The sequence below is a fragment of the Wenyingzhuangia fucanilytica genome (genome assembly GCF_001697185.1).
In the GTDB taxonomy this organism is placed as follows: domain Bacteria; phylum Bacteroidota; class Bacteroidia; order Flavobacteriales; family Flavobacteriaceae; genus Wenyingzhuangia; species Wenyingzhuangia fucanilytica.
This window is the reverse complement of the sequence record NZ_CP014224.1, coordinates 2,092,329-2,116,747: the sequence shown is the minus strand read 5'-3', so window position 1 is coordinate 2,116,747 and position 24,419 is coordinate 2,092,329. Positions and strand designations below refer to the sequence as shown.

Genomic DNA, 24,419 nt, shown 5'->3' with positions numbered 1-24,419 from the left:
AATATACCTTATGAAAGAGATAATATCAGTAGTTATTCCTGTCTATAATACTAGTCAATATATAGAAAAATGTATTGACTCAGTAAATAATCAAACTTACCCTAATATTGAATTAATTGTAGTAGATGATGGTTCAAATCAAGAAACTAAATTAAAACTTAGTGAGCTATCCTGTAAGATTGATATATTAATACATCAAGAAAATAAAGGTCAGTCTTCAGCAAGAAATGTTGGTTTACAAAAAGCTAAAGGGGAGTATGTCATTTTTATTGATAGTGATGATTATGTTGAATTAGATTTTTGTAAAAAACTTTTAACAAATTATACTGATGCACATTCTGTTATAACATGTTTTGCCAATTTGGTGTCCGAAGATAACCAGATAACAGTGTTTGAGCCTAAGGGAGGTGGTTTAAATAAGGCTGTTTTAAATAATATAGCACTAGGAACTTCATTATTTGTAAAACGAGAGTTGTTAAATATAGGGGGGTATGATGAACAAATGAGGAATGGTTTTGAGGATTGGGAATTATTGATTAGAGTTTTAAACTCTACTAATAAAAAGGTTTTTGTTGTGCCAGAGCCACTATATAATTATAGAAAAGGAATTGAGTCAACCACAACAAAGGCAAATAAAATAAAGTATGATTTATTAAAATATATCTATAAAAAAATGAAGATATATATAAATTATATTTTAATGATTTTATTGCATTTTTATTGTTAAGGATTGAAAAGGAAGAAAATGAAAAATTAAAAATGTACTCTAGATTAGAGTACAAAATAGGTCTTTATGTTTTAAAACCGCTTAGATTTGTTAAAAGAATACTAAATGCATAATCAATCTTTAATAACTATTATACTAACCACTTATAATAGGGCTCATTTAATAAGAGAGACTTTAGATTCTATTATAGCACAAACCTATTCAAATTGGAAGTGTATTATTATAGATGACAATTCTAATGACAATACGAGTGAAGTTATACAAGAATATATAAAAAAAGATATTAGATTTCAGTATCATGTAAAAGGCGATAAATATGTAAAAGGTTTGTCTGCTTCTAGAAATATGGGAATGGATTTAATAGAAACCACAGATTTTATCCATTTTTTTGATGATGATGATATCATGCATCCCCAAAAGTTTGAAATTCAATTAAAAGAGTTTGAGAAATATTCAAACTTAGATTTGACTGTTTTTCCTACTGTTAATTTTAAAGATGGAGAAAAGTTAAATATTGAGTTGATAAATCAAAAAGTAGAATCAAATATCATAGCTAATATAGCTGAAGATTTTATCCTCTTAAAAAGAATATTTACAGCCCAAGTTCCGTTAATCAAATATGAGTATATCAAAGAGGTTCGATTTAATGAACAGCTTTTTTATGCTGAAGAATGGGAAGTGTTTAATAAGTTGTTTTTTACTAAGAGCACAAAAGCCAGTTATGTAAATAAACCTTTATACTATCATAGAAAACACAATATTTCTATTACAGCTAATTTTTATGGTAAAACTAATATTAAAGAGATTTCAAATAATCAGGCATTTATAAATGTATACCAGGTAGTAAAAAACTCTCCGTTATTTAATGGGAGAATTTTCTCAAGATTTATCACTTTTGCATATAATAACAAACAAAACGATGAATTGTTAACAAAGATTAAAAGTGATTTAAAAAAAGGATTACTATCTAACAGATTCAAAGATATTGCTGTTATAGTATTGGTTTTTTGTGCAAGATTACATGGGAGTTTGTTTATAAAATTAATTCATAGAGTTGCTAGATGGTAAAAATTCTAATCATATCAGAATCCATAGATATAGAAGACAGTAGTGGTTCTAAAGTAAATGTAGCTTTGATACAAAACCTTAAAAAGATAGGTTATCAAGTTAAAGTATTGCATTACACCAGAAAAGAAATTCAATTAGGGAGTGATATTGAATGTATATCTATACCTGAGATTAAATTTTCTTTGAATTATGTGTTGAGTAGAACACAAAGAATTGTTCAAAGAGTTTTAAAGGTAGATTTGTCTATTTTTTTAGAAAAAATATTTGGAAATTCTTTTACTTTTTTTAATGATTCTAAAAGTATTTCTAAAGCCATTAAAAAGTGTTTTAATGATGAAGATATAATTTTTACCTTGAGTAAAGGAGCTAGTTTTAGACCACATCATGCTATGTTAAGTCTGCCAAACTTACATGATAAATGGTTAGCTTATATTCACGATCCATTTCCTTTTCATTGTTATCCTAGACCTTATGATTTTTTAAATAAAGGAGCTTTTTATAAAGAAAACTTTATGAAACTGGTTTCTTTAAAAGCAAAGTATAGTGGATTCCCAAGCTTGTATTTACAAGAATGGATGGGAAGTTATTTCCCTTCTTTTCTCAAATCAGGTATTGTAATTCCTCATCAGAATTTAGAGATTAAAAATTCCGTTAATAATTGTAAGATAGATTATTTTGATAAAAAAAAGTTTAACATGCTTCATGCAGGTAATTTAATGAAGGAAAGAAATCCAGAAGGTTTAATAAAAGGTTATAAATTGTTTTTAGAAAGAAATCCTAGAGCAAAAGAAGTAACCAAACTAATTTTATTAGGTCAAGCAAGAGATCATAAAGAATATATAAAATCTAACATAAATAAAAATTTGTATTGGAGTGATGGAAATGTCCCTTTTGCAGAGGTTAATGACATTCAAAACGAAGTTTCTGTAAATATTATTTTAGAAGCAAAAGGACATATAAGCCCATTTTTGCCAGGTAAATTTCCACATATTATCAATGCCAATAAACCTGTATTATTGTTAGGGCCTTATTATAGTGAATCCAAAAGATTGTTGGGGAATGATTATCCTTTTATAACAGAAATAGATGATGTTGATAAAATTTCAAAATTGATAGAGCAATTATATTTTAATTGGATAGAAAATAAAAATCAGCAATTAGGTAGGGAGGAGTTAGCAGATTATTGTGGTTTACCTAATTTAGAGAAACAAATGAATCAATTATTTTATTCAGTAACAAAATGACATTTATTATAGCAGAAATAGCACAAGCACATGATGGTAGTTTAGGTATGGCACATGCATATATTGATGCCGTGGCTAAAACAGGATGTAATGCTATAAAGTTTCAAACACATATTTCGGAGGCAGAAAGTAGCATACACGAACCGTTTAGAGTTAAATTTTCTAAACAAGATGCTACTAGAATGGAATATTGGAAACGTATGGAGTTTACCTTAGAGCAGTGGAAAGGGCTTAAAGCACATTGTGATGAGGTTGGTTTAGAATTTATGAGTTCTCCTTTTAGTAATGCTGCGGTAGATTTGTTAGAGGAAGTAGGAGTGAAACAATACAAAGTAGGCTCTGGAGAAGTCAACAACTTTGTGTTGCTAGAAAAAATAGCACAAACAGGTAAGCCAGTTATTATTTCATCAGGAATGAGTTCTTTTGAGGAGTTAGATAAAACCATAGCGTTTTTAAAATCTAGAGGAGTTGCCTATTCTATTCTGCAATGTACAACGGCTTATCCAACAAAGCCTGAGCAGTTTGGTTTGAACGTGATTCAAGAATTAAAAAATAGATATAAAGTACCTGTAGGGTTTTCAGATCATTCTTCTTCTACAGAAGCCTGTATTGCTGCTACTGCTTTGGGAGCAGAAATTTTAGAGTTTCACGTAGTGTTTGACAAAGAAATGTTTGGTCCCGATGCAAAAGCTTCTTTAACCATGGCAGAAACTAGCCAATTGGTTAAAGCAGTAAAAAATATAAATATTGCAATGCAAAATCCTGTGAACAAAACAGATAATTCAGCATTTGGTGATTTAAAGGCTATTTTTGAAAAATCATTAGCAGTTAACAAAGATTTAAATAAAGGGGATGTTATCACTTTTTCTGATTTAGAAACTAAGAAACCTAAAGGATTTGGTATCTTGGCGAGTGATTACGAACAGGTGATTGGAAAAAAAATCAATAAAGATTTAAACCAATGGGATTTTTTAAATGAAGAAGATATAACCGAGTAATATGGCAATCAAAAAAATATGTGTAGTTGTTACTGCACGTCCATCTTATAGTAGAATTAAAACCGCTTTAACAGCAATAAAAAATCATCCTAAGTTAGAATTACAGTTGGTGATTGCAGGTTCCGCTTTGTTGGGACGTTATGGTAATGCTGTAGAGTTTATAGAAAAAGATGGTTTTACCATAGAAGAGAAAGTTTTTATGGTTTTAGAAGGTGAAAATCCTACTTCTATGGCCAAAACCACAGGTTTAGGAGTCATGGAATTAGCCAATGTTTTTTATCGTTTACAGCCTGATGCAGTGGTAACTATTGCAGATAGATTCGAAACAATCGCAACAAGTATTGCTGCCGCTTATCAAAACATTCCATTAATTCATATTCAGGGAGGAGAAGTTACAGGAAATATAGATGAAAAAGTTCGTCATGCCAACACCAAATTAGCAGATGTACATTTGGTGGCTTCAGAAGATGCTAAGCAAAGGGTTTTAAAAATGGGAGAAAACCCAGAGATGGTTTTTAATACTGGATGTCCGTCAATAGATTTGGCAGATGAAATAAAAAAGAATCCAACTTTAGATTTTGATCCTATTCAAAAATATGGAGGTGTTGGTGTAGAAATTAACTGGAAAGAACAAGGTTATCTTGTAGTGATGCAACACCCTGTTACTACAGAATATGCATCGGCAAGAAAAGATGTAGAAGAAACTTTAAAAGCAGTTCATGAATTAAATATGCCTACTTTTTGGTTTTGGCCAAATGTGGATGCAGGTTCTGATGGAACTTCTGGAGGAATAAGGTCTTTTAGAGAAATACACAAACCACAGAATATCCACTTCTTTAAGAATATGGAGCCAAATGATTTTTTAAAATTATTGGCTAATAGTAAGTGTTTAATAGGGAATTCTAGTGTAGGTATTCGTGAGTGTTCTTATATAGGAGTACCTGTGGTAAATATAGGAACTCGTCAAAATAAAAGAGAAAGAGGAAGTAATGTGTTAGATACTGTTTATGATAAAAATGAAATCATAAAAAGTATTCAAGATAGAATTACTTCTACTGATATTGTCTCAGAAAATATTTATGGAGATGGTGCTTCTGGTCAAAGAATAGCCGATATTCTTGCAGAAACAAAGTTAACATTTCATAAAACCATTGTGTACTAATGAAAATATTAGGAATTATACCGGCAAGAGGTGGCTCTAAAGGAGTTCCTAGGAAGAATATAAGGTTAGTTGATAGACAACCTTTGATTTCTTATACCATAGAGCAAGCAAAAAAAGCAAGATTACTAACAGATATAATTGTATCTACAGATAGTGATGAAATAATAGAGGTAGCTAATCAATATGGATGTGTAGCGCTTAAAAGAAATACTGAGAATGCACAAGATACTTCAAAAATAGAAGATGCTATTATTGAAGTATTAACTTCATTAAAAACAGAATATGATTGTATTGTATTACTTCAACCTACGGCTCCTATAAGAGAAGTCGAGGACATTGATAATGTGATTCAAATGTTTTTAGAAGACGCTAATTTAGAATGTGTAGTTTCTGTAGTTGAATTAGAAGATATTCATCCAGCACGAATGTATCATGTTATTGAAGATCGATCAATGTTAGCTTTAGATAAAGAATTAGAAAGTAAAAGAAGGCAAGATTTAACACCTGTTTTTTTAAGAAATGGAGCAATCTATGCTGTTAAAACAACGGCTTTTCTAAAAGATAAAAAGATAATACTTCCTAACAAAAAAGCATATATTATGCCTGAGTCAAAATGGGCTAATGTGGACACCGAACGTGATTTCTTGTTGACAGAGGTGTTGATAAAGGAGTGGAAAAAAGGAAAGTTATGAGTTATTTAAAAACCATTATATCTGGAATAAATGCTCTTTCCACAGAAAATGAAAATACTCTAAGAAAAATTTCATCAGTAGAGTATCAAAAAATAATTACAGATTTAGAATTAAAAAAGGCATTGCAAAATTGTGATGTTTTTTGGTTTAGATTGAATCATAAATTAACAAAATCAGTATTAGAAAATACTAGATGTAAATATATTTTATGTGCCGCTACAGGATTAGACCATATAGATTTGAATGCTTGTAACGAAAATAATATTAAGATAATTAGTTTAAAAGGAGAGTCTGAATTTCTAAAAGAAGTAAGAGCAACAGCAGAACATACGCTAGGCTTGTTGTTAACATTAATAAGAAAGTCAAAACAGGCATATCAACATACAGAAAAAGGGGAATGGAATAGATATTTATTTCAAGGTATTGAGTTATACAAAAAAAAGGTTGGAATCTTAGGATTGGGTAGATTAGGGAAAATTATGGCTGATTACTACTCGGTTTTAGGAATGGAGGTTTATTATTTTGATATTGACAATCAACTTGAATATAGCCTTAAATACAATAAAGTAAATTCATTAGAAGAATTATTGTCTACAGTAGATGTTCTATCTATTCATCTTCCTTATAATGACGAAACTCATTTTATTTTAAATGAAAAGAATCTTTTTTTATTAAAAGAATCTGCTGTAATTGTAAATACCGCTCGGGGAGGTTTGGTAAATGAAATAGATTTATTGAATTTGTTAAAAGAAAAGAAGATTTCGGGCTATGCTACAGATGTTTTATGGTGTGAGCCAGATATATTAAAGCACCCTTTAGTAGAGTATGCAAAGTTAAATGATAATGTAATTATTACTCCTCATATTGGAGGGAATACTTATGAGTCTATAGAGAAAACAGAAAGGTTTGTGTTGAATAAATTAATCAATTTATTAAATGAGTAAGGTAGGAATTGTAATTGCAGATGGAGTAGGTTATAGAAATTTTATAATGAGTGAATTTATTCATGAAGCTATAAAAGAATATGACGAGGTTATTATCTATTCAGGATTGATAAGAAGAATTTATAGTAAAGAAATATTAGAAAAAGTTACTTTTTATGAATTAGATATATATAGAGAGTCAGTTTTTTCTTGGTTTTTTAGAAAGTTAAAAGAAGTAGCTCATATGCGTAAGCATATTTCTTTTTTTGGAATTAAAACGAGTTATAATAACGGAAAAGTTACCAAAGCAAAAAATAAAAGACAACTTTTAATAAAGTTAGCTTATTGTATTACAAATATTTTTTATTCAGAAAAGAATATAAGATTTTATGAGAGACTTCAATTTAAAAGTTTTAAAAATGAAAACACTTATAAAAAATATATAAATATTTTAGAGAAAGATAAGCCTCATATTTTGTTTTTCACCCATCAAAGGCCTTGTAATTTAGCACCATTACTAGCTGCATCAAAAGAATTAAAAATTAAAACAGCAAGTTTTATCTTTAGTTGGGATAACTTGGCATCTAAAGGAAGAATGTTAGGGGAGTTTGATGGATATATGGTTTGGAGTGACTTAATGAAACAAGAACTAGCATATTTTTATCCAAGCACAATCAAAGAAAACATTCACATTGTAGGAACTCCACAGTTTGAACCCTATGTCATGGAGAAATATGATATCTCAAAAGAAGAATTATTTGATAAACTTGGTTTAGATATCAATAAAAAGACAGTTTATTATAGTTGTGGAGATGTATCAACTAGTAAACTAGATCCTTTTTATATAGAAAAAATCGGACAGTTTATCACTAATGAAAAAATAAAAGATGTAAACTTTATAGTTAGAACATCTCCTGCAGAAGATGAATCACGTTTTGTTGAGATACAAAAGAAGTATAATAATATTGTTTGGAATTTTCCTAATTGGGAATTAACGAGAGCAAATCATACTGAAACATGGTCACAAAGAGTTCCTAGTGTAGAGGATTTAAAAACTTTAAAAGGTTTATTAAAATATACAGATGTAAATATCAATATGTGTTCAACCATGTCTCTAGACTTCATGTTATTTAACAAACCAGTTATTAATGCTGTTTATGGGAACAAAGAAAATGGTATGTATGATGATCAAAAATATTTAAACTACGTTCATTTCGATAAAGTTGTAAAATCAAAAGCAGTAATCGTAGTGAACAAAGATGATGACTTTGTATGGGCAATAAATAATTCATTATCTAATCCATCAGAGTTTGATAAAGAGAGAAAGCATATTCTAGATATTCAAATAGGTGCTCCATTAGAAGGGACAAGTCAAAGAATTGTAAAAGCACTAAAAGAGTTGATATGAAAAAAATATTAATAGTATTTGGAACTAGACCAGAGGCTATAAAAATGGCTCCTTTGGTGAAGGAACTATATCAACATGGTGAATTTAACACAAAGGTTTGTGTTACGGCTCAACATAGAGAAATGTTAGATCAGGTGTTAGATTTTTTTAAAATTACTCCAGACTATGATTTGGATTTAATGAAAGCCAATCAAACATTAAATCAATTAAGTGCTAGAATATTAACTGCTATTGATGATGTTTTGGTAAATTTTGAACCAGACTTGGTATTAGTTCATGGAGATACTTCTACCAGTAGTATGGTAGCTTTGGCATCTTTCCATAGAGGAATTAAAGTTGGACATGTAGAAGCAGGCTTAAGAACTTATAATAAATTTGCTCCTTTTCCAGAAGAAATCAATAGACAAATTACAGGTCGTTTGGCAGATGTACATTTTGCTCCAACAAAACAATCTGCTCAAAACTTATTAAATGAAAGCTGTAAGAAAGATACTGTATACATTACTGGAAATACAGTAATTGATGCTTTGTTATGGGGAATTCAGCATGTAAATGAATCTAGAAACGACATTCAGAGTATAAAAGAGTTTATTCAGACAGATAAAAAATTAATTGTTGTTACCGGACATAGACGAGAAAATTTTGGGGAGAAATTTTATGAGTTTTGTGCTGCTTTAAAACAATTAGCAGATAGAGAAGATGTTCAGTTAATATATCCAGTTCATTTAAATCCGAATGTACAAAAAGCGGTATATGATACTTTAGGGAATCATTCAAATATATTATTAATAGCTCCATTGGATTATGAAGCTTTTATATGGTTGTTAAATCAATCTTATTTGATTATTACAGATAGTGGTGGCGTGCAAGAAGAAGCACCTTCTTTAAAAAAGCCTGTTTTGGTAACCAGAGATGTTACCGAAAGACAAGAAGCTGTAGAAGAAGGAACTGTAAAATTGGTTGGAACCAATAAAGATAAAATCATCAAAGAAGCTTTTCTTTTGTTAGATGATGAAAAAGTTTACAAAACAATGATTGGAAATAAAAATCCTTATGGTGATGGAACTACCTCTAAACAAATAGCTACTATTTTAAAAGAATTATAAATGAAAAAAATAGCTGTTGTTTGTAATTATGTGCTTCGTCCCGATAGAATTGGAGGAATGGATCGCTTTTATCAATTATATAATCAAAAATTGATGGAAAAGGAGGTGGAAGTAGATTGGTATTTTACAAATTATACTCCGTTTGATTTTTATAAAGGAATGAATATTTATAGTGCAAATGGAGGATCAGTAGAGCAATTGTTTTTAACTAAAAATGTTTCTGAACAGAAAGCATACAATACTGTTGTTACTCATTTTACAGAATTATGTACTTCTTTTTATAAAGAATGTCATCAATTATATCCTAAAGCTAATATGATAGCAGTGGATCATAATCCAAGACCATTGGAAGGGTTTTCTTTTAAAAAAAGAATTAAAAAGAGAATAGCTGGTTTTCTATACGCTAAATATATTCATCAGTTTATAGGTGTTTCTCAATACACGGTAAATCATATTTTAAATGATTATGGAATTTTTTTAAAGAAGAAAACTCAGGTAGTTTATAATGGAATAGATACTAATGTTTTTGCTAAGAGAATTCAACCAAATAAAAATAAATTTATAGTTGCATCTCATTTAAGGGCTTCTAAAGGAATTCAAGATTTATTAAAAGCATTGAGTTTAATTGATAATGCGATATTAAAAAATGTGGTTGTTGATATATATGGAGAAGGCCCTTATGAAGAAACATTAAAAAAACTTAGTAAAGAATATCAGTTAGAAAAAAATGTGTTTTTTAGGGGAAGTTCAGCGAACTTAAATGAATTGTTCTGTGAATATGCCTATATGATTCAACCTACCTATATGGAGTGTTTTAGTTTATCTATATTGGAAAGTTTATCAGCTAATGTACCTGTAATCACCACCACAGTAGGAGGGAATTTAGAGGTGCTTACCAACGGAGTTAACGGTTTTGTTTATGAACCAGGAGATAGTAAAGCATTGGGGATTATTCTAGAAGGGATTATTAGTGATAAAAAAACTATAAAAGAAGAAACTTCTAATCTTATTGAAGAAGAATATTACTTAGAGAAAATGGTTTCAGAACACATAAAACTACTCCCATGCATATAGCTTTTATCACACCAGAATATCCTACAAAAAACTTTAAAGCTAGTATTGGTGGTATAGGAACTTTTACTAAAAGTTTGGCTGAACAATTAGCGAGCACTAATCACAAAATAACAGTGTTTGCTCACAGTCAGCCAAAAGAGCAAGTATTTGTAGAAAATGGAGTAGAAATTCATTTGGTAAAAAAGAAAGCTGTTAAAGGAATTACTTGGTTTACCAATAGAAGATATTTTAATCAGTATGTAAATAAAGTAATTGTAAACAATCAAGTAGAGGTGATTGAAGCTCCAGAGTGGACAGGTTTTACTGCATTCATGAAGTTTAAATGTCCTTTAGTGATTCGTTTACACGGATCGGATACTTATTTTTGTGATTTAGAACAGAGAAAAGTAAAACCAAAGAATAAGTTTTTTGAAAAAAAGGCCTTAAATGGAGCAGACAAAATAGTTGGGGTGAGTGAGTTTGTATCTCAAAAAACAAAGCAATTATTTAATATAAATAAAGAAATTAAAGTTATTTATAATGCAATAGATATAGAGGCTTTTACTCCTAATCATCAAAATATCAAACCTAAAACATTGTTGTACTTTGGAACACTAGTGCGTAAAAAAGGAGTGTTAGAAATTGCAAAAATGTTTAATAAATTAGTAGAAAAAGATGATGAGGTAACTTTAACTTTATTAGGAAAAGACAATAAAGATGTTTTTTCTAAAGTTTCAACGCTGGGAATGATACAAGAGATTTTATCAGAAAAAGCACTAAAAAGAACTACTTATATAAATGCAGTACCCTATAAAGAAGTAATCACATACATTCAACAAGCAGAGGTGGTATTATTACCTAGTTTTGCCGAAGCTTTCCCTATGACTTGGTTAGAAGCCATGGCTTTAGAAAAAAAGTTAGTGACTTCTAATATTGGTTGGGCAGAAGAGTTGATGATTGACGGAGAAACAGGATACACTGTAAATCCAGAAAAGACAAAGGAATTTACTACCAAAGTTTTAGCTTTGTTAAATAATGAGGTAGAAACAACCCAAATGGTAAGAATGGCCAGACAGAGAATTATAAATGAATTTGATATAAAGCAATCAATAGAAAAAAACATTGCATTATATAAGTCAATAACAAAATAAAATGCAGTTAAAAAAATATATAACTTCAAAAAATGAGGTGCTGTTATATTGTGGAGAACCCAATTTATCAATGTTAGATGAATTGGCAAATAGAGCGGGAGATGTTTGGCATAGTTCGTTAGATCAAGGATATAACAATTGTTTTCAAGATTTAATGTATCAAACTGCAGTGTATTGGTGGTTTTTAAATGATATAAAGAATCAAGATAATTGTGTTTGTTGGCGAATCAATGTCAATGCTTTTGTGGTTAGAGAAACTGTTTGGAACCAAATCAATGGTTTAGATTTACAATATGAATCTAACATCATGTCTGGTTTAGATTTTGGATATAATTTGTTGAGAAATCAAGCGGGAATTCCTTTAAATATAAAAGGTTTATTTCCATCAGAAGAAAATAATATTCAAATTTCAACACAAGATAGATATACTTTCTTTTTTAAGAATTTTAAAAGACAACATCCATTTTATATGATGTTGAGAAAAGGAATTTTTAAATTTCCATCAGAATTTAAGGCATATATTCAAGCAAAGAAAAAAGCTGTAAAATATGTTGATAAAACCATCAAACCAAAAGCTTTAAATCCTATTGAAGGAAAGCCAACAGTAAGTTTGGTGATTCCTACCATGAGAAGACAAGCCTATACCCAACTTTTGTTAGAAGATCATAAAAACCAATCTTATTTAATTAAAGAAGCGGTAATTGTTGATGCCACACCAGAAGAAGAAAGAGATGATAAGTTTTATAGAAATGAAGATTTTCCTTTTGATGTGATTGTAAAATGGCAAACAAGTAAAGGAAGTTGTAGAGCTAGAAACGAAGCCATAGATTTATGTACAGGTGAATATATTATTTTTGCAGATGATGACGTGAGAGTGTTACCAGATTTTGTTGAAAACCATATAAGATTGCTACAAACCTATAATACAGCAGCTTGTAATGGTTTAGATATTATGGCAGAAAATATTCATCAAGATTTATCTGATTTAAAAAACAGATTAGCGAAAATTGAAGATAAAATATGGAAAGTTGGTGTATCGTCTATTTTTAGTAATGCTAATTCTTGTGTACGTAGAGATGTTGTTCAAAAATTAATTGGTAATGATGTAAACTTTGATGGAGGTTACGGTGAAGATGCAGATTTTGGACTGTCTATTTTAAAAGAAGGTGAGGTTTTATTGCACAATCCTTACTCTCCTAATTTGCATTTAAAACCACCACAAGGTGGATACAGATGGTGGGGAAGTGAAGCCAAAAAGAAAGGAAAAAACCGAAAAATTCAACCTTGGGAGCTAAATAAACCAGTAAAAAATATTGTACCAAAACCTAGTCCAACCATTACTTACGGTGTTTTAAAACATTTTACACCACAGCAAGTAAGGGAGTGGAGAACTAAGCACTTCTTTTTGTTTTTATTTAAAAACGATCCTAAAAAGTTACCGATTAGAATTCTACAATTACCATATAAACAATTGCAATTTTCAAAGTCCTTGCAATATGCAAAGGCATTAATTAACTTAGGTGTTAGATATAAATAAGCATATGAATTTTAGCCTAATTATTTGTACTTACATGAGACCAACAGCTTTGTTAAAGCTGTTAAAAACGGTTGAATTGCAAAGTTTATATCCTAACGAAATTTTAATTATTGATGGCTCTACAGATAATTTAACCAAAGAAATGTTAGAGGTCAATCTTTTTGATAATTTAACTTATTACAAAGTAAATTCAGCACAAAGAGGCTTAACCAAACAGCGTAATTTTGGAATTGAACGTGTGAGAGATCATATTGATTTTGTTTGTTTTTTAGATGATGATGTTTTACTAGAACAAGATTATTTTAAATATTTAATAGGTACCTACGAAACTTATCCCGAAGCATTGGCAGTAGGAGGTTATATTACGAATGAGGTTGATTGGAAGTTGGCGGATGAAGCTAATGCAAATGAATTTTATTATGATGGATGGGTTAGAAAAGAAGGTTCTAGGTTCATACTAAGAAAAAAACTAGGCTTGTTAGATAATACACCACCAGGTTGGATGCCTAAATTTTCTAATGGACGTTCCGTTAGTTTTTTACCACCAAGTGATAAAGTATATCCTGTTGAGCAAATCATGGGGGGAGTTGCTTCATATAGAAAAGAAGTATTTAAGGAATTGATGTTTTCTAAATACTTTGAAGGATATGGACTTTATGAAGATGCCGATTTTTCTTTAAGATTGGCTAAAAAAGGAAAGATTTATATAAATACCGCAGCAAGACTAGAACATCATCACGATGTGGCGGGAAGACCAAATCAGTTTAAGTATGGTAAAATGGTTACAAGGAATGGTTGGTATGTTTGGAGAGTAAAATATAAAAATCCCAAAATAATAGCTCGTTTAAAATGGAATACTATTGCTTTGGTATTGATGTTTTTAAGGGCTGTAAATATTTTTACCACTAAAAAAAGAACAGAAGCACTTACAGAGTTTTTAGGTAGAGCTTATGGATTATTATCATTGATTTTTAACAAACCCAAAGTGCTAAGATGATTTTCGGAATTATAACTCATGCAGTTCATAAAGTTAAAGACGGACAAATTTATGCTTATGAGCCTTATGTTCGTGAAATGAATTTGTGGGCGAAATATGTGGATGAAATCATTATTGTAGCCCCAATATCAAATGATGAAATCGAAAGGATTGAAATTGCATATCATCATCCTAAAATAAAAGTAGTAAGCATTCCTAATTTTGATATTACTTCTTTTAAAAACTTGATCAAATCACTTTTAGTAATTCCTAAAATATGTTGGATGATTTATAAGGTGATGAAACAAGTAGATCACATTCATTTACGTTGCCCTGGGAACATTGGTTTGTTAGGGTGCTTGGTTCAAATATTTTTTCCATCAAAACAAAAAACTGCAAAATATGCAGGGAATTGGGATCCTCAAAGTAAACAACCTGTTACCTATAAATTTCAGAAATGGCTATTAGGGAATTCTTTTTTAACTAAAAAAATAAAAGTTTTGGTTTATGGAGATTGGCCAAATCAATCAAAAAACATTTTACCTTTTTTTACGGCAAGTTATTATGAGTCTGAAATTGAGGAAATAGAAGAAAAAGATTTAAACAAAGAAATTAATCTAATTTTTGTAGGTGGTTTAACCATAGGAAAACAACCATTGTTAAGTGTACAAGCAGCGCATAAACTCATCAAAAAAGGATATAATATTCGTTTAGATATGTATGGAGATGGTGTAATGAGAAATCAATTAGAAAGTTATATTTCGTCAAATCAATTAGAAAACCATATTGTTTTACACGGAAATGTTGATAAAGATGAGGTGAAAAAAGCATTTCAAGCATCTCATTTTCTTATTTTTATATCAAAATCCGAAGGGTGGCCAAAAGTAGTAGCAGAAGCCATGTTTTGGTCTTGTTTGCCAATTAGTTCAAAAGTATCATGTATCCCATATATGTTGGGTAATAATACTAGAGGAAAAGTTGTTACATCTTCTATAGAAAATATTGTTGAGGGGGTAGAAGAATATATTTTAAATGAGGAATTATATCAATTACAAGTAACTAATGCTAAAGTTTGGTCTAGAGAGTACACACTTGATAAGTTTGATAAAGAAATAGAAAAATTATTGCATGCATAAGCCATTAAATGTAATTCATATAATAGATTCTCTAGCGGTTGGAGGAGCCGAAATGATGGCGGTGAATATTGCAAATGGTCTGCATAAACATAACGTGAGGGCTCACTTATGCGTAACTAGAGCAGAAGGTTTATTAAAAGAAAAAATTAGCAAAGAAATAGGATATGTTTTTTTAGCTAAAAAAGGTGTGATAGATGTAAAAGCATTGGTTATATTAAAAAATTACATCAAAAAAAATAATATCAAGATTGTTCACGCACATTCATCTTCGTTTTTTATGGCTGTTTTGGTAAAGTGCATGTTGCCAAAAATAAAAATTGTTTGGCACGATCATTATGGAAAAGCAGAGCGCATTGAGGAAAGAAAATCATTAGCGTTAAAATTAGGTTCCATTTTTTTTACAAATATTATTTCTGTAAACGATGTTTTAGTTCAATGGGCTAAAAAACAATTGTTTTGTAAAAAGGTACTTTTTTTAGCCAATTTTGCTACTCTAAATATAACATCTAATAAAACTCATTTAAATGGTGTTGAAGGAAAAAGAATTGTTTGTGTAGCAGCTTTTAGGCATCAAAAAGATCATTTTAATTTATTACAAGCTTTTACTATTGTTAAAAACAAATATCCTGAATGGACTTTACATTTGGTTGGAAAACAGCATAATGATGTTTACAATAAACAAATTGAAACGATTATTAAAAATGAAAGTCTTGAAAAGGATGTTTTTTTCTACGGTGCATGTTTAGATATCAAATACATTTTAAGTCAATCTAATATTGGGGTACTGTCTTCTAATTCAGAAGGATTACCAGTATCGTTATTAGAGTATGGTTTGGCTGGTTTACCTGTGGTAGTTACTAATGTTGGGGATTGTGAAAAAGTAGTAAATGATTATGGTTTTGTAGTTCCAAAAGAAAACTCTGAGGAGTTGTCAAATGCCATTATAAAGTATATTGAAGATGAAAATTTAAGAGAATTAAAGGCTGAACAGTTTCAAAAGCATATTTTTGATCATTATTCGGAGAATTCGTATTTATCTTCATTGATAAAAATATATCAAGCATGTTAAAGAACAGACTTTTGTTGGTTATTTTACACTTATTAGCAGGGTTTCTGCTAACGGTGTCTATAATTCCAAAAGTGGTAGCTGTTTTGGTTATGATCTATGCTTTGATAGACATTGTTTCTAGTAAAAATAAAAATAATGAAGCTTTTCTATGGACGGCTTATTTTGTTAGTGCTGAGGTTTTGTTAAGAATGACAGGAGGGACCATTTCATGGGAAATGATTAAGTATATAACAATTCTTTTCCTGTTTACAGGAATGGTGGTAGAAAAACATTCTAGAGGTGTTCCTGTGGTGTTTTGGCTGTATATTTTATTATTATTAGTAGGGGTTGCTTTTTCTGATATTCCAGCAGATGCCTCCTTAAGAAAAGCGGTGATTTTTAATTTAAGTGGTCCTATTTCTTTAGGGGTTTCGGCAATGTATTTTTATAATAGAACAATAGAATACAATAGGTTTAAAGAGGTCTTGTTTTTTACTTTATTACCTATTATGTCTATGTTAACCTTGTTGTATTTTAGAACGCCAAGTCTTAAAGAAATTACCTTTGGTTCTACGGCAAATTTTGAAGCTTCAGGAGGGTTTGGTCCCAATCAAGTAGCAACAGCTTTAGGTTTTGGAATTTTTTTATTAGCCACTTTGTTATTGTTAAAAGGAAAAATTACAGGATCTATTTATGTAGATGTTTTCCTGTTGTTTTATTTAATTTATAGAGGTTTGTTAACTTTTTCTAGAGGTGGTATTTTAACAGGATTTATGGCTTTTTTTGTATTATCTCTATTTTATTTAGTGGCTAGAGGAAAACTTGTTTTTTTACTAAAATATCTAGGTATTATGCTACTTTTTTTAATAACCATTTGGGTGTATAGTACCAATGTTACTGGAGGAATGTTAGAGAATAGATATTTAGGTAAAAATTCTTTGGGTGAACAAAAACAAGATATTTCATCTGGAAGGTTAGATATTTTTGAGGAACAATTAGAAACTTTTATGGAGAATCCTGTTTTTGGTATTGGGGTAGGTTCTGGTAAATATTTAAGACAAGAAGAGTATGATGGACATATCACAGGAGCTTCTCACAATGAAATGAGTAGACTACTAGAAGAACATGGTCTTATTGGTTTGTTTTCTTTATTATTACTTTTTTACGCATCTACTTTAAACTTTTTTAAACAAGGTATTTTATATAAAGGGTTTATTATTGCTTTTGCAACACTTTGGTTTTTAACGATTAATCATTCAGCCATGCGAATTGCTTTTCCGGGGTTTATTTATGGTTTGAGTTTGATTAATTTTTACGAAGACGAAGAGTATGATGAAGAATTAGCAACTTCTGGCATATGAGAGTATTATATATAGGTAATGACTTATCTGGTCAATCAAAATATCACAGTGCTTATGCAACCTTAAAACAAAATTTAATAAATGAAGGTTTTGAGGTGATTAGTTCCTCTTCTAAAAAAAATCAAATTTTAAGATTGTTAGATATGATTTTGGCAGTGATGATTCACGCTAAAAAAGTTGACTATATTTTGATAGATGTTTTTAGTACTTCGGCTTTTTATTACGCTCTTGTTACATCTCAACTTTCTAGGGTTTTTAAAACAAAATATATTCCGATTTTACATGGAGGAAATTTACCAAAGAGGTTGATTAATAGTCCTAAATTATGTGCTAAAATTTTTAATAATGCCTATGTAAATATTTCTCCATCGGCTTTTTTACAAACAGTATTTAAAAAACACGATTATGAAAGTGTTTTAATTCCAAATACCATTCATATTTCAGAATATCTATTTAAAGAAAGAGAGGTGCTATCACCCAATTTGTTGTATGTTAGAGCTTTTGCAGAGATTTATAATCCTGTAATGGCTATAGAGGTGTTGTTTGAATTAAAAAATACATATCCTAAAGCTACATTATGTATGGTAGGGCCAGATAGAGATGGTACTTTAAATAAAGTAAAAACAAGGTTAAAAGAATTAAATATAGAAAATAGTGTTGTGATTACTGGCGTTTTACCAAAACAAGAATGGCATAAAATATCTAAAGATTATGATGTGTTTATCAATACAACAAATATTGATAATACTCCAGTAAGTATTATAGAAACAATGGCTTTAGGTTTGCCAATTGTATCTACTAATGTAGGTGGAATTCCTTATTTGATAAAAGATAAAGAAGATGGGTTTTTAGTGGAACCTAATAATATTATAGAAATGAAAAATGCTATTATAACTTTGTTAAACGATAAAAAAATAGCAAATCATTTTTCTGTAAAAGGTAGGAAAAAGGTAGAAATGATGGATTGGGAAGTAGTAAAATATCAATGGTTTAAAATTTTAGTGTAAATGTTTTATAAGTTGATATTTAAGTTAGGACAACAATTGAGGAATCCTTCAATTAATTCATGGTTTTCTTTTTTAAAACAAAGTGAATCGTGGTCTTTAGAAGATTTAGAAGCGTATCAATTAAAGAGGTTGAAAGAATTATTGCAATTTGCCAATGATCATTCTCCGTTTTATAAAAAGCATTTTAAAGATCATCAATTTTCTGTAGCCGATGTAAAATCACTAAAAGATATTGATAAAGTTCCTGTAATCACTAAAAGAACATTATTGGATCATACTCAAGAAATTCATACCCAATATGATTTTAAAAAACTAATCAAAGCCACTACATCTGGTAGTTCCGGAGAATCGTTAGTATTTAACAGAAATGAAGAGGCAGATTCTTTTAATAGGGCTGCAATTTTTAGAGGATACTCCTGGTATAATGTAAACCCATGGGATAAAAACGGTTATTTTTGGGGATTTAATTTTTCTTTTAAGGAAAAAGTTAAAACCAAAATTTTAGATTTTTTACAGCACAGATTTAGAATATTCAGTTATGAAAAAAAATCTTTTGAGCAGTTTGTTTCTAAATTAAAAAACGCAAAATATATTCACGGATATTCATCTATGTTGTTCCAAACAGCAAAGCTGATTAATGAAAGAAGTTTAGCAAAGCCTAAAGGTTTAAAAATGATAAAAGGAACCTCTGAAAAGATATTTGATACTTATCAAGAAGAAGTGCAAAAGGCTTTTGGTTTAAAAATAATTAGTGAATATGGGGCTACGGAGTCTGGAATTATAGCTTTTGAATGTCCTAAAGGGAAAATGCACATCAACATGGAAGGGGTGTTGGTAGAAGAGGTAAATGATGAAATTTTAGTGACCAATTTACAAATGAAATCTTTTCCTGTAATTAGATATCAATTAGGAGATTATATACAATTAGCTCCAAAAGAAGAGCTTTGTACTTGTGGAAAAAAACATAGAATTTTAAAAGAAGTTACGGGTAGAGTAGGATCTAATGTCTACGGATATAAAGAAATTTACCCTAGTTTATATTTTTATTATATTTTTAAAAACTTGGTTAAAAACAATGGTTTAAAGTTAAACTATCAAGTAATTCAAAATAAAAAAGGTTTGTTAGAGTTTTGTATTGAGCAATCTATGGACGACCATAAAATCAATTTACTAAAAGAAGAGATAAAAAAGTATTTTAGCAATGATGTAGCGGTTGAAATAATGGTTAATGTATCATTGCAATCCACTCAAGGAAAGTTTAAAAGTTTTATTTCTAATATCAACGAATAATGAAAAACGCCTTAGTTTCTATTATTACTCCTTGCTATAACTCAGAAAGTTTTATTGCTGAAACAATTAAAAGTGTTCAGAATCAAACTTATGAGCATTGGGAAATGTTGATAACCGATGATGGTTCTACAGATCATTCTATTAAAATTATTGAAGATTTTATTAGTAAAGACAATAGAATTAAATTGTTTAAAATAAATAATTCTGGAGCTGCAGTTGCTAGAAATAATTCAATTAAAGAGGCTAAAGGGACTTTTATTGCTTTTTTAGATAGTGATGATGTTTGGTTGCCATATAAATTAGAAAAACAAATTAGTTTTATGGTGGAGAATAATTATGCTCTTAGTTTTACATCTTATCAAAGAATGAATGAGTCTGGTGAGTTGTTAAATGAAGTGGTAAAAGCTCATCAGAAATTGAATTATAGAAATATGTTGTCATCTAATAAAATTGGTTGTTTAACTGCTATTTATAATCAAGAGAAAATAGGAAAGGTTTACATGCCTAATATTAGAAAAAGACAAGACTATGCCTTGTGGTTAAGTATTTTAAAAAAGATTGATTTTGCTTATGGTTTACAAGAGATTTTAGCTACTTATAGACTTAGAAATTTTTCAATGTCAGCTAAAAAAACAGAAATGATAAAATGGAATTGGAAACTTTATAGAGAAGTAGAGAAAAAAAGTTTTTTTAGCGCTACCTTTTGGGTAATGTGTAACATTTGTTTAAAAATAAAAAACAGGTAGTTTACTACCTTTGTTTTATAAGATTTTAATATGATTCCGAATACAAAATTATACGTATCAGAAAGAATTGTTCTGCTAAGAATTATAGATGTATTAGCTTTAGGTTTAGGGTTGGTTTTATGTAATCAATTTTTAAATTTTAAGTATATCAATATACTTTACGCACCTTTTTCTAAAAATACAATTACTTTATTGGCGTACTATTTAATAGCCGCTCAGGTTTTTGAAATGTATAATTTAGTAGATACAGCTAGTAGATTTAAAACGGTTAGAAACTTATTTGCTGTTACCATTACTTGTGGCGTAACCTATTTATACACTCCTTTTTTAACTCCTGTTTTACCAGCAAATAGAATTGATATTTTAATTTTTTTGCTTTGTATTTTCTTTTCAGTTTTTATTTGGAGAAACATTTACATTTTTACCGTAGCTAAAAAACAATTTTATAAATATGTTTTGCTGATTTGTGGTGATGATAATATGTTAAAAGACTTAATTTATCACGTAAGCCATCATTCTAAAGACAATGCAATGTATGGCTATGTAAGCGAAAATAAATTAGCTAATTCAGATGGTTTTTTAGATATAAAAACAACCGATATTAATGAGATTATAGAAAAAAATGACATCAAAGAACTAATAGTTTCTTTAAAAGGTTTTTCTAAAGAAGATGAATACAATTTAAATCAAAAATTAGCTTATTATTTTGAACAAGGAATTAACATTTTAAGTTACGAAGACTATATAGAAAGGGTTACTTTTTGTGTACCCGAAAAGAATTTAACTCAACATTTTTATAAGTATTTTAATTTTAGTGAAAACCATCACAACAGATTATACTTGTTTTTTATGAGGGTGTTAGATGTGTTAGCAGGACTTATAGGCTTATTTTTTATGATGTTATTGATTCCTTTTGTTTTAATAGGAAACTTATTAGCAAGCAGAGGGGGGCTTTTTTATACGCAAGAAAGAGTAGGAGCCAAAGGAAGAGCTTTTAAAATAGTAAAGTTTAGATCTATGGTGATGTCTGCAGAAAAAAATGGGGCACAGTGGGCAGTTAAAAACGATGCTAGAATAACTAAGTTTGGTAAGTTTTTAAGAAAAACAAGAATTGATGAAATTCCTCAGTTTTGGAATGTTTTAAAAGGAGATATGAGTTTAATTGGTCCAAGACCAGAACGTCCTGAGTTTGTAAGCGAATTAGAAAAGCAAATACCTTTATATGCGATTAGACACGTAATTAAACCAGGTTTAACAGGATGGGCTCAAGTAATGTATCCTTATGCTTCTTCTATTGAAGAACAAAAAAAGAAACTTAGATACGATTTGTATTACATTAAAAAAAGAGGACTTTTTATAGATTTTAAAATAGTTATTAAAACCATGAATACGGTTTTATATTTTAAAGGTCAATAAAGGTTTTAAGTATATAGGAACCAAACAACTGGCAAGTATATAAAAACTTAAATCAAATTGTTGAAATCCTAAAACGGCTACTAATAAAAAGCCGCTTAAAAATAGGAGACCTAAATAACAGATTCTTTTTTTCCACAGCCCTTTAAGGAACGGATAAGCAAGTAATACAGGGTTTGCCCATAATAAATTCATATTCATTTTGGTTGTACTGTGTTCGGTTAAAAACCACAAACTAAAGATTACGATACCTAATACTCCAAAAGTAATTGCTAAGCTGTTAAACCAAATTTTAGTGTTTTTATTAAAGATTCTTAAATAATATGTAATAAAAATTAAGAGTAAAGATAAAAACAAAGGACTAAGTAAAAAGTTGGTTTTAGGCTTGTCTAATTTATAATCAGGAAGAATAAAACTTTCTTTATCAATTATTTTTTTTCCGTTGATTTTACTGTCCTTTAATCCTAAATAAATAAAATCAGGCAAGAACATATATTGTTTTAAAGTAGCTTTTTTATCTATAACAGCACCTAATGCCAAATCAATTCCAAATTTAGACCATGAATTTTTAGCTAAATATTGATGGATTAAATTTCTATGAGTTAAATCTTTTGGGAAATCGCTGTAATCAAAATCAATTTTACCTATACTTTTTTCTATTACCTCATGCATTTTAGTGGCGCAGTTATCATAAAAAAAATCGTACTGATAATCTTTGTTTTGAGGAAGCACATTCCACTCTAAATAATCAAATATTTGTTGATTTTCTGCTTTAGTAAAATTTAAGGTTTGAGCTTTTATCCATCTTTTTTCTTTGTAGTATTCATAAGGAAAATACTTGAAATTATAACTACTTACTTGGTAAAGTAGTAATCCTCTACAAAAGTTTAGATAAAAGTTTGGTTTGTTAAAATCAAAAGTTCCATAGTTGTAAACTCTGTCCAATTGATGAACAGGATCTTTTACTCTAATGGCACTATGACCAAAAGCTGCATATAATTCATTTTGTCCAGGAGCACAAGTTAAAATACTCACTTCTGCTTGGTCTGATAATTCAGTTTTTTGTTGTGCAAAAAGGGTGATGGTGAATGAAAATATTAATAAATATATATACTTCATTATCTGAATTCATTAATCTCTATTTTTAGAGAAAATACATTAGAATAATTAACTCCTGAGCTAGCACCTACATTGGTTAGTGCATAATCTATATATATACTTTTATACTTAAATCCTATTCCAATATTAGGTTCAAAACTAATAGATGTTGGATTATCAGAATTAGTATCTGGAGTGCTGTCAAAATCAATTTCTTTTTGAATATTTCCAATCCCAGCTCTAAAAAAAGAATATCCTTTATAACCTAACTCAAGACCCAAACTAGGGGTGAAACTAACAAAATTAGTAGATACAATATCGTTTGTTTGTGTAAATCTACCAATGATGTCAACGGCAGTTAATAAAGAATATTTTGGATTTAATTGAGTGAAATAAGACAATCCAAATTGAAATTTAGGAAGCGTTATTTCATATTGTTCAGGCTTTTCTTGGTTTTTACCATCAGCTCCTGTTTGTGCATTGGCAATATCATTAAAAATAGCATCTTTAACTGTCCAAGCAGTAAAAGTGGTGGTAATATCACGAAGCATTAAACCTATTTTAAGGTTTTTGACTTGATACTGGGCACCAATGTCAAATCCAAATCCATGACCAATGGCAAAATTACCTATATTTCTTCTAATAATTTTTCCGTTTACTCCAACGTTTAAATGTAGTTTGGGTAAATGTTTTGCAATACTTAAAATGGCAGAAATATCATTACTAGAAAAAGTGCTAATATTATTATAGTTTATATTTCCGTTGCTGTCTATTAAGTTGGTGGTGTTTAAAATATTATCTACTCCCAAACGTATTACAGAAACACTAAAAGCTAAATCATCTCTTTCTATTGGAAGTGCCGCTGCAAAATAGTCGTAAGAACCAATTCCAGAAAATAAAGAATTGTGCATACCAGTAAGTTCCAAATCTTGTACTGTAATAACTCCAGCAGGATTCCAATAACCCGCTTCAACTCCATTCACAAAAGAAGAGACCGATTTTCCCATAGCCATAGCTCTAGCCCCAACACCAATGTTTAAAAATTCATTGGAGTAACTACGCACAAGTTGTGCATGCGAAACTATAGAGGTAGTAAGTATTACAATTAATAATAAATATTTCTTCAAAAGAGAATTTGTTTGTTTTTGGTTTACTATATTTTTTACAAATATATTGTTTCAATTTTAGTTTAGATATGAAATTTAAATTAACTTAATTATATTCACATAAACAAAACTATGATTAGCTTTGTATTGATTATTTGAAAATCCATTT

The 24,419-nt window shown here is 29.5% G+C and carries 22 protein-coding genes; 20 read left to right on the top strand and 2 right to left on the bottom strand.

Annotation, left to right across the window (positions count from 1 at the left end):
- Positions 1-10: 10 nt before the first annotated feature.
- The 20 genes from AXE80_RS08480 (at position 11) to AXE80_RS08385 (ending at position 22,049) form a co-directional block, all read left to right on the top strand.
- The gene (locus tag AXE80_RS08480) at positions 11-727 is read left to right on the top strand and encodes a glycosyltransferase family 2 protein (RefSeq protein ID WP_068826296.1); all 717 of its coding nucleotides are present in this window, start codon (positions 11-13) and stop codon (positions 725-727) included.
- 105 nt (positions 728-832) lie between these two features.
- Positions 833-1,795 carry a glycosyltransferase family 2 protein gene (locus AXE80_RS08475; protein WP_068826294.1) on the top strand — a complete coding sequence of 321 codons (963 nt, stop codon included), beginning with the start codon at positions 833-835 and terminating at the stop codon, positions 1,793-1,795.
- Positions 1,789-3,039, top strand: a complete 1,251-nt coding sequence (locus tag AXE80_RS08470) for a glycosyltransferase family protein (protein ID WP_068826293.1) — start codon at positions 1,789-1,791, stop codon at positions 3,037-3,039. Before AXE80_RS08475 ends, AXE80_RS08470 begins: the two co-directional genes overlap by 7 nt.
- The gene (locus AXE80_RS08465) at positions 3,036-4,037 is read left to right on the top strand and encodes an N-acetylneuraminate synthase family protein (RefSeq protein ID WP_068826291.1); all 1,002 of its coding nucleotides are present in this window, start codon (positions 3,036-3,038) and stop codon (positions 4,035-4,037) included. The genes AXE80_RS08470 and AXE80_RS08465 overlap by 4 nt, the downstream gene beginning before the upstream one ends.
- Position 4,038: 1 nt before the next feature.
- Positions 4,039-5,199: a UDP-N-acetylglucosamine 2-epimerase gene (gene neuC, locus AXE80_RS08460; RefSeq protein WP_068826289.1), complete on the top strand. Its 1,161-nt coding sequence runs from the start codon at positions 4,039-4,041 to the stop codon at positions 5,197-5,199.
- Positions 5,199-5,891 carry an acylneuraminate cytidylyltransferase family protein gene (locus AXE80_RS08455; protein ID WP_068826287.1) on the top strand — a complete coding sequence of 231 codons (693 nt, stop codon included), beginning with the start codon at positions 5,199-5,201 and terminating at the stop codon, positions 5,889-5,891. Before neuC ends, AXE80_RS08455 begins: the two co-directional genes overlap by 1 nt.
- Positions 5,888-6,835, top strand: a complete 948-nt coding sequence (locus AXE80_RS08450) for an NAD(P)-dependent oxidoreductase (protein ID WP_068826285.1) — start codon at positions 5,888-5,890, stop codon at positions 6,833-6,835. The genes AXE80_RS08455 and AXE80_RS08450 overlap by 4 nt, the downstream gene beginning before the upstream one ends.
- On the top strand, positions 6,828-8,222 hold the full coding sequence (locus tag AXE80_RS08445; protein ID WP_068826284.1) for a CDP-glycerol glycerophosphotransferase family protein: 1,395 nt from the start codon (positions 6,828-6,830) through the stop codon (positions 8,220-8,222). Before AXE80_RS08450 ends, AXE80_RS08445 begins: the two co-directional genes overlap by 8 nt.
- On the top strand, positions 8,219-9,328 hold the full coding sequence (gene wecB / locus AXE80_RS08440) for a non-hydrolyzing UDP-N-acetylglucosamine 2-epimerase (protein WP_068826282.1): 1,110 nt from the start codon (positions 8,219-8,221) through the stop codon (positions 9,326-9,328). The genes AXE80_RS08445 and wecB overlap by 4 nt, the downstream gene beginning before the upstream one ends.
- Positions 9,329-10,402 (top strand): glycosyltransferase family 4 protein, encoded by a 1,074-nt coding sequence (locus AXE80_RS08435; protein WP_068826280.1) that lies wholly within the window; start codon positions 9,329-9,331, stop codon positions 10,400-10,402.
- Positions 10,393-11,532, top strand: a complete 1,140-nt coding sequence (locus tag AXE80_RS08430) for a glycosyltransferase family 4 protein (RefSeq protein WP_068826278.1) — start codon at positions 10,393-10,395, stop codon at positions 11,530-11,532. The genes AXE80_RS08435 and AXE80_RS08430 overlap by 10 nt, the downstream gene beginning before the upstream one ends.
- Position 11,533: 1 nt before the next feature.
- Entirely contained in the window at positions 11,534-13,069 is a 1,536-nt protein-coding gene (locus AXE80_RS08425) for a glycosyltransferase family 2 protein (RefSeq protein ID WP_068826276.1), read from the top strand.
- A 4-nt stretch (positions 13,070-13,073) separates the two neighbouring features.
- Positions 13,074-14,066, top strand: a complete 993-nt coding sequence (locus AXE80_RS08420) for a glycosyltransferase family 2 protein (protein WP_068828797.1) — start codon at positions 13,074-13,076, stop codon at positions 14,064-14,066.
- Positions 14,063-15,181, top strand: a complete 1,119-nt coding sequence (locus AXE80_RS08415) for a glycosyltransferase family 4 protein (RefSeq protein WP_068826274.1) — start codon at positions 14,063-14,065, stop codon at positions 15,179-15,181. Before AXE80_RS08420 ends, AXE80_RS08415 begins: the two co-directional genes overlap by 4 nt.
- On the top strand, positions 15,174-16,250 hold the full coding sequence (locus AXE80_RS08410; RefSeq protein ID WP_068826272.1) for a glycosyltransferase: 1,077 nt from the start codon (positions 15,174-15,176) through the stop codon (positions 16,248-16,250). Before AXE80_RS08415 ends, AXE80_RS08410 begins: the two co-directional genes overlap by 8 nt.
- Positions 16,244-17,590 (top strand): O-antigen ligase family protein, encoded by a 1,347-nt coding sequence (locus tag AXE80_RS08405; protein ID WP_083194627.1) that lies wholly within the window; start codon positions 16,244-16,246, stop codon positions 17,588-17,590. The genes AXE80_RS08410 and AXE80_RS08405 overlap by 7 nt, the downstream gene beginning before the upstream one ends.
- Complete coding sequence (locus AXE80_RS08400) at positions 17,587-18,597, top strand: glycosyltransferase family 4 protein (RefSeq protein ID WP_068826270.1); 1,011 nt, start codon at positions 17,587-17,589, stop codon at positions 18,595-18,597. Before AXE80_RS08405 ends, AXE80_RS08400 begins: the two co-directional genes overlap by 4 nt.
- On the top strand, positions 18,598-19,887 hold the full coding sequence (locus AXE80_RS08395; RefSeq protein WP_068826269.1) for a phenylacetate--CoA ligase family protein: 1,290 nt from the start codon (positions 18,598-18,600) through the stop codon (positions 19,885-19,887).
- Positions 19,887-20,633 carry a glycosyltransferase family 2 protein gene (locus AXE80_RS08390; RefSeq protein ID WP_068826267.1) on the top strand — a complete coding sequence of 249 codons (747 nt, stop codon included), beginning with the start codon at positions 19,887-19,889 and terminating at the stop codon, positions 20,631-20,633. The genes AXE80_RS08395 and AXE80_RS08390 overlap by 1 nt, the downstream gene beginning before the upstream one ends.
- Before the next feature lie 30 nt (positions 20,634-20,663).
- Positions 20,664-22,049 (top strand): exopolysaccharide biosynthesis polyprenyl glycosylphosphotransferase, encoded by a 1,386-nt coding sequence (locus tag AXE80_RS08385; protein WP_068826265.1) that lies wholly within the window; start codon positions 20,664-20,666, stop codon positions 22,047-22,049.
- On the opposite strand, the gene AXE80_RS08380 is transcribed toward AXE80_RS08385, so the two are convergent.
- Positions 22,029-23,165 (bottom strand): lipoprotein N-acyltransferase Lnb domain-containing protein, encoded by a 1,137-nt coding sequence (locus AXE80_RS08380; protein WP_083194626.1) that lies wholly within the window; start codon positions 23,163-23,165, stop codon positions 22,029-22,031. The two genes, AXE80_RS08385 and AXE80_RS08380, sit on opposite strands and share 21 nt — an antisense overlap.
- Positions 23,165-24,271 carry a putative type IX sorting system protein PorV2 gene (locus AXE80_RS08375; protein WP_068826260.1) on the bottom strand — a complete coding sequence of 369 codons (1,107 nt, stop codon included), beginning with the start codon at positions 24,269-24,271 and terminating at the stop codon, positions 23,165-23,167. The genes AXE80_RS08380 and AXE80_RS08375 overlap by 1 nt, the downstream gene beginning before the upstream one ends.
- Positions 24,272-24,419: the final 148 nt, after the last annotated feature.

Excerpts from the sequence above, each read along its gene's own strand:
- AXE80_RS08445 (WP_068826284.1), top strand. The coding sequence starts at position 6,828 with ATGAGTAAGGTAGGAATTGTAATTGCAGATGGAGTAGGTTATAGAAAT.
- AXE80_RS08390 (WP_068826267.1), top strand. The coding sequence starts at position 19,887 with ATGAAAAACGCCTTAGTTTCTATTATTACTCCTTGCTATAACTCAGAA.
- AXE80_RS08415 (WP_068826274.1), top strand. The coding sequence starts at position 14,063 with ATGATTTTCGGAATTATAACTCATGCAGTTCATAAAGTTAAAGACGGA.
- AXE80_RS08410 (WP_068826272.1), top strand. The coding sequence starts at position 15,174 with ATGCATAAGCCATTAAATGTAATTCATATAATAGATTCTCTAGCGGTT.
- AXE80_RS08380 (WP_083194626.1), bottom strand. The coding sequence starts at position 23,165 with ATGAAGTATATATATTTATTAATATTTTCATTCACCATCACCCTTTTT.
- AXE80_RS08425 (WP_068826276.1), top strand. The coding sequence starts at position 11,534 with ATGCAGTTAAAAAAATATATAACTTCAAAAAATGAGGTGCTGTTATAT.
- AXE80_RS08470 (WP_068826293.1), top strand. The coding sequence starts at position 1,789 with ATGGTAAAAATTCTAATCATATCAGAATCCATAGATATAGAAGACAGT.
- AXE80_RS08435 (WP_068826280.1), top strand. The coding sequence starts at position 9,329 with ATGAAAAAAATAGCTGTTGTTTGTAATTATGTGCTTCGTCCCGATAGA.
- AXE80_RS08405 (WP_083194627.1), top strand. The coding sequence starts at position 16,244 with ATGTTAAAGAACAGACTTTTGTTGGTTATTTTACACTTATTAGCAGGG.
- wecB (WP_068826282.1), top strand. The coding sequence starts at position 8,219 with ATGAAAAAAATATTAATAGTATTTGGAACTAGACCAGAGGCTATAAAA.
- AXE80_RS08385 (WP_068826265.1), top strand. The coding sequence starts at position 20,664 with ATGATTCCGAATACAAAATTATACGTATCAGAAAGAATTGTTCTGCTA.
- AXE80_RS08450 (WP_068826285.1), top strand. The coding sequence starts at position 5,888 with ATGAGTTATTTAAAAACCATTATATCTGGAATAAATGCTCTTTCCACA.
- AXE80_RS08480 (WP_068826296.1), top strand. The coding sequence starts at position 11 with ATGAAAGAGATAATATCAGTAGTTATTCCTGTCTATAATACTAGTCAA.
- AXE80_RS08400 (WP_068826270.1), top strand. The coding sequence starts at position 17,587 with ATGAGAGTATTATATATAGGTAATGACTTATCTGGTCAATCAAAATAT.
- AXE80_RS08395 (WP_068826269.1), top strand. The coding sequence starts at position 18,598 with ATGTTTTATAAGTTGATATTTAAGTTAGGACAACAATTGAGGAATCCT.
- AXE80_RS08465 (WP_068826291.1), top strand. The coding sequence starts at position 3,036 with ATGACATTTATTATAGCAGAAATAGCACAAGCACATGATGGTAGTTTA.
- AXE80_RS08475 (WP_068826294.1), top strand. The coding sequence starts at position 833 with ATGCATAATCAATCTTTAATAACTATTATACTAACCACTTATAATAGG.
- neuC (WP_068826289.1), top strand. The coding sequence starts at position 4,039 with ATGGCAATCAAAAAAATATGTGTAGTTGTTACTGCACGTCCATCTTAT.
- AXE80_RS08455 (WP_068826287.1), top strand. The coding sequence starts at position 5,199 with ATGAAAATATTAGGAATTATACCGGCAAGAGGTGGCTCTAAAGGAGTT.
- AXE80_RS08430 (WP_068826278.1), top strand. The coding sequence starts at position 10,393 with ATGCATATAGCTTTTATCACACCAGAATATCCTACAAAAAACTTTAAA.
- AXE80_RS08420 (WP_068828797.1), top strand. The coding sequence starts at position 13,074 with ATGAATTTTAGCCTAATTATTTGTACTTACATGAGACCAACAGCTTTG.